This is a genomic window from Streptococcus infantis, from assembly GCF_047460825.1.
In the GTDB taxonomy this organism is placed as follows: domain Bacteria; phylum Bacillota; class Bacilli; order Lactobacillales; family Streptococcaceae; genus Streptococcus; species Streptococcus infantis_V.
Map to the genome: position 1 here is coordinate 33,678 of NZ_JASHFO010000016.1, position 9,828 is coordinate 43,505.

10 protein-coding genes are annotated in these 9,828 nt (G+C 39.7%); 9 read left to right on the forward strand and 1 reads right to left on the reverse strand.

The genetic code is table 11. The features are described from left to right. Positions 1-91 precede the first annotated feature (91 nt). From mgtA to QM911_RS06175, 8 genes are all read left to right on the forward strand, one after another. Complete coding sequence (gene mgtA, locus QM911_RS06140) at positions 92-2,752, forward strand: magnesium-translocating P-type ATPase (protein WP_414313425.1); 2,661 nt, start codon at positions 92-94, stop codon at positions 2,750-2,752. A 135-nt stretch (positions 2,753-2,887) separates the two neighbouring features. After that, complete coding sequence (gene spx, locus QM911_RS06145; RefSeq protein WP_000591165.1) at positions 2,888-3,286, forward strand: transcriptional regulator Spx; 399 nt, start codon at positions 2,888-2,890, stop codon at positions 3,284-3,286. 66 nt (positions 3,287-3,352) lie between these two features. Beyond that, on the forward strand, positions 3,353-3,925 hold the full coding sequence (locus QM911_RS06150; RefSeq protein WP_414313426.1) for an SP0191 family lipoprotein: 573 nt from the start codon (positions 3,353-3,355) through the stop codon (positions 3,923-3,925). Positions 3,926-4,021: 96 nt separating this feature from the next. Continuing rightward, entirely contained in the window at positions 4,022-4,288 is a 267-nt protein-coding gene (locus tag QM911_RS06155; protein ID WP_000507060.1) for an IreB family regulatory phosphoprotein, read from the forward strand. Positions 4,289-4,291: 3 nt separating this feature from the next. Continuing rightward, entirely contained in the window at positions 4,292-4,711 is a 420-nt protein-coding gene (gene ruvX, locus QM911_RS06160; protein WP_049502846.1) for a Holliday junction resolvase RuvX, read from the forward strand. A gap of 15 nt (positions 4,712-4,726) precedes the next feature. Beyond that, positions 4,727-5,032 carry a DUF1292 domain-containing protein gene (locus QM911_RS06165; RefSeq protein WP_000017624.1) on the forward strand — a complete coding sequence of 102 codons (306 nt, stop codon included), beginning with the start codon at positions 4,727-4,729 and terminating at the stop codon, positions 5,030-5,032. Between the two features lie 309 nt (positions 5,033-5,341). Then, entirely contained in the window at positions 5,342-6,580 is a 1,239-nt protein-coding gene (locus QM911_RS06170) for a bifunctional folylpolyglutamate synthase/dihydrofolate synthase (protein WP_414313427.1), read from the forward strand. Between the two features lie 94 nt (positions 6,581-6,674). After that, entirely contained in the window at positions 6,675-7,112 is a 438-nt protein-coding gene (locus QM911_RS06175) for an SP_0198 family lipoprotein (RefSeq protein WP_414313428.1), read from the forward strand. Between the two features lie 124 nt (positions 7,113-7,236). Here QM911_RS06175 and QM911_RS06180 read toward each other — a convergent pair whose 3' ends face one another. Then, the gene (locus QM911_RS06180; RefSeq protein ID WP_414313429.1) at positions 7,237-8,049 is read right to left on the reverse strand and encodes a Cof-type HAD-IIB family hydrolase; all 813 of its coding nucleotides are present in this window, start codon (positions 8,047-8,049) and stop codon (positions 7,237-7,239) included. Between the two features lie 196 nt (positions 8,050-8,245). On the opposite strand from QM911_RS06180, the gene QM911_RS06185 reads away from it, so the two are divergent. After that, a complete protein-coding gene (locus tag QM911_RS06185; RefSeq protein ID WP_000359239.1) occupies positions 8,246-9,667 on the forward strand; it encodes an NCS2 family permease in 1,422 nt (473 codons plus the stop codon). Positions 9,668-9,828 lie beyond the last annotated feature (161 nt).

Genomic DNA, 9,828 nt, shown 5'->3' on the forward strand with positions numbered 1-9,828 from the left:
CACAGCCAATCGCTGATTTGTGTCGTTCTGTCCTTATAAAGTGATTGGTCCCTGTGTATGAAATCACTATTCATATAGATAGGAGAAACCAATGAAAACTACAAAAGAAAGACTAGCAACAGCTATTCAAACTCCATTCAAAGAAAGTCTAGCTTTTTACCATACAAGTCTAAAAGGCTTAGATTCAGAACAAGTCGAAGAAAACCGTGACCTATATGGTGAAAACACCATCACAAAGGGTCAAGAGGATTCCATCTTTAAAAAGATTTATGAGTCCATTATCAATCCTTTCACAATCATTTTGCTTGTGATTGCCTTTATCTCTCTCGTTACAAACGTCTGGCTTGCCAAACCTGGTCAAGAGGACCCGACAACCTCTATCATTATTGTTGTCTTGGTTTTGATTTCAGGAGGCATCCGTTTTGTCCAAGAATTGCGGAGTGACAAGGCAACAACCAATCTTTCAAAAATGATTGTCAATACAGCAACTGTTATTCGCGATGGTCTTGAACAAGAGTTACCCATCGATGACTTGGTTGTTGGAGACCTCGTGAAATTGAGCGCTGGAGATATGATTCCAGCAGATGTCATCTTATTTGAATCACGAGACTTTTTTGTTCAACAGTCAGGTTTGACTGGAGAAAGTGATGCAGTCGAAAAGCTTGCTTTAAATAAAGCCACCAATCAAAATGTAGATAGCCTACTAGAAGCAGAATCTTTGGCATTCATGGGGACAAACGTTATCTCAGGCAGTGCTACAGCTATGGTTCTAGCAGTTGGTGATGACACCATGATGGGGGCCATTGAGCAAACCCTCAATACCTATGATGAACCAACTTCTTTTGAACGTGAAATGAACAGCATTTCTTGGCTCTTGATCCGCTTGATGCTTATCATGGTTCCAATTGTGTTTTTCGCAAATGGTTTGACCGACGGAGACTGGCTAGAGGCTGGAGTTTTTGCCTTGAGCGTTGGTGTTGGACTTACACCAGAAATGCTACCAATGATTATTACAGCCAGCTTGGCCAAAGGTTCCATTATCATGGCCAAGGAAAAAGTGGTCATCAAAAAACTCAATGCTATCCAGGACTTAGGAGCAATCGATATCCTATGTACGGACAAAACTGGAACTTTAACGCAAGATGAGATTGTTTTAGAATACCCATTAGATATCCATGGCGATTTGGATATGGCAGTCTTAAGAAGAGCCTATCTAAATTCACATTTCCAAACAGGTTTGAAAAACTTGATGGACCGTGCTATCATCAGTAGAACTGAAAAAGAGGCCAAAGAACACGCTATCCTACAAAATTTAGATACTAGTTTCCAAAAAATCGACGAGCTTCCATTTGACTTTGAGCGCAGACGCATGAGTGTCATTGTCAAAGACGATAGCAATGTTGTTAGTATGGTTACCAAGGGTGCTTTAGAAGAAATGTTGAACATTTCGACACATGTGGAGTACCGTGGAGAAGTCATCCCTCTTACTGAAGACATTCGTCAAGAAGTGTTGGCAGAAGTTGGTCAATTAAACCGTCAAGGTTTGCGTGTCTTAGGTGTTGGTTACAAGTCAGGTCTACGTGAAGACTATGCCTATGCTGTGACTGATGAAAGTGACATGATCCTTACGGGTTACCTTGCCTTTTTGGATCCACCAAAACCATCTGCAGCACCTGCTATTCAAGCTCTGCTTGAGCATGGTGTCAAAACAAAAATTTTAACTGGGGATAATGAAAAAGTAACCCAAGCCATCTGTGAAAAGGTTGGTTTGGACGTTGAGCATATGCTCTTAGGGGCTGATATCGACAAAATGACTGACCAAGAATTGGCAGAAGCGGTTGAAAGTGTAACAGTATTTGCTAAATTGTCTCCTGATCAAAAAGCTCGTATCATTTTACAGTTAAAGAAAAATGGTCATGCCGTTGGTTATATGGGAGATGGAATCAACGACGCTCCATCCATGAAGGTGGCTGATGTTGGAATTTCTGTAGATACAGCAGTCGATATCGCTAAGGAAACAGCGGATGTTATTTTGCTAGACAAGGATCTCATGGTTCTTGAGACTGGTATTGTTGAGGGCCGTAAGGTCTACGCCAATATGACCAAGTACATCAAGATGACCGTCAGTTCAAACTTTGGGAATATCTTCTCACTCCTTGTTGCGAGTATTTTCTTACCATTTTTACCAATGGCTCCTGTTCATCTCATTGTCCTAAATCTTGTCTATGATTTGTCTTGTGTGGCATTGCCATTTGATAATGTGGATCAAGACTTCCTTAAACAACCCCATACATGGGAAGCAAAATCCATTACGCGATTTATGGTTTGGATGGGTCCAATCTCATCTGTCTTTGATATTTTGACATTTATCTTCCTCTACTTTATCATTGTTCCTTTGGTAACAGGTCATCATTATGTTCATGGATCTGAATCTGCCCTTCAGTTTATTATCTTGTTCCAAACAGGATGGTTCATCGAATCTATGTGGTCTCAAACCATGGTCATCCATATGCTTCGTACAGCAAAAGTTCCTTTTGTACAAAGCAGACCAGCTTGGCTTGTGATTTTGATGACTCTGATTGCAGCCTTTTTCGTAACCAGTCTACCCTATGGACCACTGGTAAATATTCTTCGTCTAGCACCCTTAGGACTTCCTTACTTCTTGTTCTTAATCTGTATTATTTTCTTGTATATGTTTAGCGTTACAGTTATTAAGAAATTTTACATTAAGAAATATAAAGAATGGTTATAGTTCGTGTTTTGTCAAGAAAAAAGTTCAAAAATTGCCAAAAAAGTTAAAATTTTTTTAAAATAGGTCGCAAGTCCGATGTTTTTTATGGTATAATAGTCTAAACTGATAGTAACATGTAGCGAAAGGGGTAGGTACATGATCAAAATTTATACAGTCTCAAGTTGTACTAGCTGTAAAAAAGCGAAGACCTGGCTCAATGCCCACCAGTTAAGTTATAAAGAACAAAACCTCGGTAAGGAAGGAATCACGAGAGAAGAACTACTTGATATTTTGACAAAAACAGACAATGGAATTGCAAGTATCGTATCATCGAAAAATCGTTATGCAAAGGCCCTTGGTGTTGATATCGAAGATTTGAGTGTCAATGAAGTGCTCAACCTAATCATGGAAACACCACGTATCTTGAAAAGTCCGATTCTTGTAGATGAGAAACGCCTACAAGTCGGCTATAAAGAAGACGATATCCGTGCCTTCTTGCCACGCTCTGTCCGTAATGTGGAAAATGCAGAGGCGCGTTTACGTGCGGCTCTATAAAGCATCAAGGCTGGGAGTGACTCCTGGCCTTCTCTAATATTTAAATTGGATAACATGTGAGGATTTATGAAAAAGTTAGTCATTGGAGCATTCGCAGCACTATTTTTGCTCGTTGGATGTGGTCAGAAAAAAGAAACAGCAACTTCAACTACTGAGAGTTCTCAAGAAGCCCTACAGTCTACCTTGCCCGTATTAGAAAATGCAACCAAGAATACAGTTGTGACCAAGACCTTGGTGTTGCCAGCTGATGAGAGTGGAGCACAGCAAACTCAAATCATTACCTACAAAGGCAATCAATTTTTAAGCTTGACCATTCAGCAGAAACGTCCTGTATCAGAAGATTTAAAAAATTATATTTCTGAGCGTGGATTAGATGAAGCTAAAAAAGCTCTTAAAGAAGCTGAGGACAAGGATGAGTCTGTTCAAGCGGCTCGAAAAATTTCAGGATTTACCATTGAAACGACTCTTTTAAATGAGAAAGAAATGGAAACCAAGACGAGCTATGATTTCCAAACGATGGATATTAAAAAAGCAAGTGAAAACGAATACTTGAAGAATGTTGGACTGGAAAATCTATTGAAAAACGAACCAGAGGACTATATTGCTAATCGTGTTGCAAATGGGGCAACAGTCCAGTAAAAAGTCAGAGAAAATCAGCAGAATCAGACTGTGTGATTTGTAGAACGACCGTGAATGTGCTATAATAGTACTATTCTAAGGAAAGAGGGTGTTAGAATGGGATTTACTGAAGAAACCGTACGTTTTAAATTGGATGATTCCAATAAAAAAGAAATCAGTGAAACATTGACAGATGTCTATGCTTCTTTGAATGAAAAGGGCTATAACCCTATTAACCAGATCGTGGGCTATGTTCTCAGTGGAGACCCAGCTTACGTTCCTCGTTATAACAATGCACGAAATCAAATCCGTAAGTATGAGCGAGATGAAATCGTTGAAGAACTGGTTCGCTACTACCTTAAAGGACAAGGAGTCGATCTATAATCTATGAGAATTATGGGATTGGACGTTGGTTCCAAAACGGTAGGAGTAGCGATTAGCGATCCGTTAGGTTTTACGGCACAAGGACTTGAAATCATCCAAATCAATGAAGATCAAGGTCAGTTTGGTTTTGAGCGCCTCAAGGAACTCGTTGAAACCTATAAGGTAGACCGTTTTGTTGTTGGTTTGCCTAAAAACATGAACAATACCAGCGGACCGCGCGTGGAAGCTAGTCAAGCCTATGGAGCCAAACTAGAAGAACTCTTTGGTCTACCAGTAGAGTATCAAGATGAACGCCTAACTACGGTCGCTGCAGAGCGTATGTTGATTGAGCAAGCGGATATTAGTCGCAATAAGCGTAAAAAAGTTATTGATAAACTAGCTGCTCAATTGATTTTGCAAAATTATTTAGATAGAAAATTTTAAGACAGAGGAGAAACTATGTCACACGATCACAACCACGATCACGAAGAACGTGAACTTATTACACTTGTAGATGAGCAAGGAAACGAAACTTTGTTTGAAATCCTTTTGACTATTGACGGAAAAGAAGAATTTGGTAAAAACTATGTCCTTCTTGTACCAGTTAATGCAGAAGAAGATGAAAACGGCGAAGTTGAAATTCAAGCTTATTCATTCATCGAAAATGAAGATGGAACAGAAGGCGAATTGCAACCAATCCCTGAAGATTCAGAAGATGAATGGAACATGATTGAAGAAGTCTTCAACAGCTTTATGGAGGAGTAAAAACATCCAGTGGATGTTTTTAGCCCAGTTCCTTGAAATAAGAGAGAACTGGTAATTCCAGTGAACATTTTTACCCTTACGCTAAAAATAAAGACCGTAAGTAAGTCTGGGAGACTGTATCAGCCCAGTTCCTTGAAATAAGAAAGAACTGGTAATTCCGGGGAACGTTTTTAGCCCAACTCCTAGAAACTAGGGAGAGTTGGAACGTCCGGGGGACATTTTTCTCCCATACTAGAATTAAATACTAGCTAATGAAGTAAAAAGCGAAGAGAATCTTCGCTTTTTTGTTAAGGATTAAGGAGATTAAGCGTGTTTGAAGTAGAAAAATGGCTTCATAGTCGGATTGGCTTGAATTTCAGATCAGGTTTGGGGCGGATGCAGAGAGCGATAGACTTGCTGGGGAACCCTGAGCAAGCCTATCCTATTATCCATGTGACAGGGACAAATGGAAAGGGTTCAACCATCGCCTTTATGAGAGAGCTCTTTGTTTCTCATGGTAAGAAGGTGGGGACCTTTACTTCGCCCCACATTGTTAGCATTCATGATCGGATTTGTATCAATGGTCAACCCATATCGGACGCAGACTTTATTCGTTTAGCAAATCAAGTTAAGGAAATGGAGCAAAGACTTCTAGAAACCCACGATCAGCTATCTTTTTTTGAGTTGTTAACCGTGATTGCTTTGCTTTATTTTAAAGAACAAGGGGTGGATCTAGTTCTATTAGAAGTTGGAATTGGCGGCTTGCTTGACACGACCAATGTGGTGACTGGAGAGATCGCAGTTATTACATCAATCGGCCTAGATCACCAGGAGACCTTGGGCAATAGTCTGGAAGAAATCGCTGAACAGAAAGCAGGAATTTTTAAGCCAGAAAGAGCAGCAGTGATTGCAAACTTAACTCCTGAAGCCCAGCTCGTTTGTCAAAAGATAGCAGAAGATTTAGATGTCACTCTCTACCAAGCTGACCAAGATTTTTCTTTCAAATTAGGAGATTTTTCTTCTTCTCTTGCGGACTTGTCCCGACTAAAACTGGGTTTGGAAGGAGCTTATCAAGAGGAAAATGCCGCCCTTGCCTTGCAGGCATTTCTGTTGTTTATGACAGAGAGAGGTGAAAAGATCAATGAGGAAGTTGTCCGGTGTGCTCTGAAAACAACCAGCTGGGCTGGGCGTCTAGAAGCTGTGACGGAGCATATTTATTTAGATGGTGCCCATAATCTACCGGCTTTAGAACGATTGGTTGAATTTATCCAGGAAAAAATTCAGCAAGGTTATCAACCTCAAATCCTTTTTGGAGCTTTAAAGCGTAAAGATTACAGTGGCATGCTTGGTTATTTGACAGATCATTTACCTGATACAGCTCTCTATGTGACGAGTTTTGACTATCAGGGATCTTTGGAGGAGCAGGATTTGAGCGGCTATCATAGAGTTGCTTCCTATCGAGACTTTATAGATGATTTTGAAAAGTCTGCAGGGGAGAAAGACTTACTGTTTGTTACAGGTTCCCTCTATTTTATATCTGAAGTTCGTGCCTACCTTATAAAAACATAGTTGCTTGATTGACCTTGTTTCCTTTATTTGATATAGTATAAGTGGAATAGTTCTGCAGTTTTTCTGCCTTAGCTCCTGAAAGAAAGGAGACATTATGTCACTAAAAAAAATTACACTTTCTCTTGCTACTGTGGCAAGTCTTAGTCTTTTAGTTGCTTGTTCGTCAACAGCTAAATCGACACCTTCATCCCAAGCAAGCACTAGCTCTGAGGCAAGCACTAGTCAAGTGTCAGAAACCAGTGCTTCTAGTTCTACTACTAGTGCAAAGACTGACACGACTACTAATATAGATGGGACCTACAAGGGACAAGACGAGGATGATAGCATTACTCTTGTAGTTACTGGAAATACCGGAACGTGGACAGAAGTTGAAGCGGACGGAGATCAAGAGGTTAAGAAGGTGACCTTCGAACCAGAAAATCAGAAAGTCATCATCGGTGATGATGTCAAGATTTATGTGGCAGAAGAGAACCAGATTATTATTGATGACATGGGCCGCGGCGTTTCTGATCGTATTGTCTTAAAAAAATAGATATTCTGTAAGGATTTGGATCTGTAAAAGACGGATTTAAATCCTTTTTCGTTAACTTTGAATCAAAAAAATTCCATACTTTTAAGGTAGCTAATGTCTACCAAAAAGTATAGAATGAGTGAAATTAAAGAAATCGTTCTTGTAAAAACTGAGCGACGCCATCTTCTTCGTTGGTCAATGGTAATTGCTCGTCTGCGAATGGTAACAGAGCAGGATTTGCGTTTTTCATGGCATAGCCTTTACCTGCAAAAGAAAGCATCTCTTGGTCATTATGTTCGTCACCAAAGGCAATTAAATTCTGTTTGTCTATGTTCATGACATTGAGAAGATATTCAAGGGCAAAGGCCTTGTGAACTCCTTTGGGAGTGCATTCAAGGATATTTAAGGGGCCACCCCAAGTATTAATATTGAGTTGGTGCTTGTAGAAGTTGTTCATCTCTTCAGCCAGTGCATATTTATCGTCTGCCCTAGTTTGTAATAAAATACAGTTAGGGCCCTTGGTCACTAATTCAGACTGGAATTGATTTTCTGGGCGAAAGTTTTCAACACCAAATAATTTAGGGTTGGCAATTTCTTTGTCTGGTGCTGTAATGTAAAACTTTTTACGGTATTCACCTGCGATAAAGTCTGCCTCAATATCCTCTTTTCGTTTCACGATATCCAAGAGGTATTTTTTGTCCACAGTCAGACACTTTTCATGTTTCCAAGTCTTACCTGGTAGGTGAGTGAGTGAACCGTTGAAGTTGATCATAGGGGTTTCAAGTTCAAGTTGATCATAAAAATCTTTGGCCATACGGTAAGGGCGACCAGTTGCGATAACAACTTGGTGGCCTTTTTTAGAAATTTTCTTAATCGTTTCAATAGTAAAATCAGAAAGTTTGCTTTCAGAGTTGAGCAAGGTTCCGTCCAAATCGACGGCAATCATTTTTTTAGTCATAAAATCCTCCCGAATCTAGTTTCAGATAAGATGTTTTCTATTATATCAGAAAGTGACTAGAAAAGCTGATAATAAGCGAAAATAGAGACAATAATATCTCATAAGAATTTTTAAAATTAGAAAAAACATCTTGAAAAGATGAATGATTGGTGATATAATGGTAGTATTGTTCGTAAAATGACAAAGGAGATTAAAAATGGACAAACTATTTAAACTAAAAGAGCACGGGACAGATGTCCGTACAGAGGTTCTTGCTGGTTTAACAACTTTCTTTGCAATGAGTTATATTCTCTTTGTAAACCCTCAAATGCTTTCACAAACAGGAATGCCTGTTCAGGGTGTATTCTTGGCGACAATTATCGGTTCTGTTGTGGGAACTTTGATGATGGCCTTCTATGCTAACTTGCCATATGCGCAAGCTCCAGGTATGGGACTAAATGCCTTCTTCACATTTACCGTCGTATTTGGGATGGGTTATAAATGGCAAGAAGCCCTTGGAATGGTCTTCATCTGTGGGATTATTTCATTGATTATTACATTGACCAATGTTCGTAAAATGATCATCGAATCTATTCCTACAACTCTTCGTTCAGCGATTTCAGCTGGTATTGGGGTTTTCCTTGCTTATGTTGGGATTAAGAATGCTGGTCTCTTGAAATTTTCGATTGACCCAGGTACCTATACAGTAGCAGGTGAAGGAGCAGATAAGGCTCAAGCAGCACTTACTGCAAACTCAGCAGCTGTTCCAGGATTGGTAGACTTCAACACTCCAGCTGTCTTGGTAGCTCTTGCAGGTCTTGCCATTACTATCTTCTTCGTTGTTAAGGGGATCAAAGGTGGTATCATCCTTTCTATTTTGACAACGACAGTTCTTGCGATTGCTGTTGGTCTTGTTGATTTGTCTAGCATTGACTTTGCAAGCAATAATCTTTCATCAGCCGTTAACGACCTAGGAACCTTGTTTGGAGCTGCTCTTGGTTCAGAAGGATTGGGATCTCTGATTTCAAACACTTCTCGTTTGCCAGAAACCTTGATGGCCATTCTTGCCTTCTCATTGACAGATATTTTTGATACTATCGGTACTCTTATCGGTACTGGTGAAAAAGTTGGTATCATTGCAACAAGTGGTGAAAACCATGAGTCAGCTAAGTTGGATAAGGCTCTTTACTCTGACTTGGTGGCAACTTCAGTAGGTGCCATTGCAGGTACTTCAAACGTTACAACTTATGTTGAGTCTGCAGCGGGTATCGGTGCTGGTGGACGTACTGGTTTGACAGCTTTGGTTGTTGCCATCTGTTTTGCCCTATCAAGCTTCTTTAGCCCACTTCTAGCAATTGTTCCAACAGCTGCAACTGCACCAATTTTGATCATCGTCGGAATTATGATGCTTTCTAACTTGAAAAATATCCCTTGGGATGATATGGCTGAAGCTGTTCCAGCTTTCTTCACATCTATCTTTATGGGATTCAGCTACTCAATCACACAAGGGATTGCCGTTGGTTTCTTAACTTATACTTTGACGAAGGTTGTCAAAGGTCAAGTGAAAGATGTGCATGTCATGATTTGGATTTTGGATGCTTTGTTCATCTTGAACTACATCAGTATGGCTCTTAACTAATGACAAAAACTAATAAAAAAGAAGGAGGAATCTCCTCAATGTCATTAAGTTAAGAAATTCAAATACAATTCTGTATTTGGGTTTCTTTTTTTATGTGCTAAACTGATAGTTAAGGAGGTACTTCCCATGATAAAACAGATAAAAGCCCACTTGAATAAGAG